The following is an 825-nucleotide window of genomic DNA, read 5'->3' on the forward strand; positions in this document are numbered from 1 at the left end:
CTTTTTCTGGAAGTTGAACCACGAGCGCCCATGTAATGCCGCGTGTTTGAATTGGGGCAAATGCAGCGATAATTTCTTCGCCAAGTCCATTGGTGTAGGTGCCAACGTCGGTTTGTCCCGCTAAAGCTTTATCGATGACTTCAAGACTGTTTTGAATACTGTCTTGCTTGGTATTAATCGTACGTGGTTGCTGATCGCTGCCGACCAGTAGAGTGTTGATGGACGATTCACGGTTTTTATCTGCGATCAGCTTGGTAATGCCGTTGTTTGGTAAACGGAACATAGCATAGCTGTGCAAATAGCCTTGCTGAACGATAGGTGCACCAAGCCAAGCGACTTGTCGACCATGTTCCAGTTCAAAATCAGAAATAATGACGGGCGTATAATCTTCATTCACTTTGCGGCGTTCGTTGACGTCATCCGCTTGACGTTTAAGGGTGTTACCTAATGCCGGGTCTTTGTAGCGCCCCGGTAGTAGGTTAGTACCGTAGTTGTCATCTTTGTTGATGGAATAAGTCACGTTGCCGTTAATATCGACCAGCAAAATATCATTAAAATCTGAGCGTTTGAGTAGCTCCAGATACGCCCAGTGATAACGTTTGTGGAGTAAGCGATAACGTTCACTGCCGACATAATTTGAGGACTCCGGCAAAATCGATGTTTTGATTTGGTCACCGCTGCCTTCGATATAACGTTGCTGAGCATTTTCACGTGCTTCTTCAATATCATTGCCTAAACGGCTAAATGCATTGACGCGGCCGTAAAAACGCCCACCACTGGCATACGCCAGCTCAGAGCGTACAAATCCAATGACTTCGGTTTCTT

1 pseudogene is annotated in these 825 nt (G+C 46.1%); it reads right to left on the reverse strand.

Going from position 1 to position 825, the window contains the following annotated elements:
• Positions 1 to 825, reverse strand: a pseudogene (locus R7044_RS24810) (hybrid sensor histidine kinase/response regulator); the annotation flags it as partial.

This window comes from Vibrio sp. 1402 (assembly GCF_033340275.1).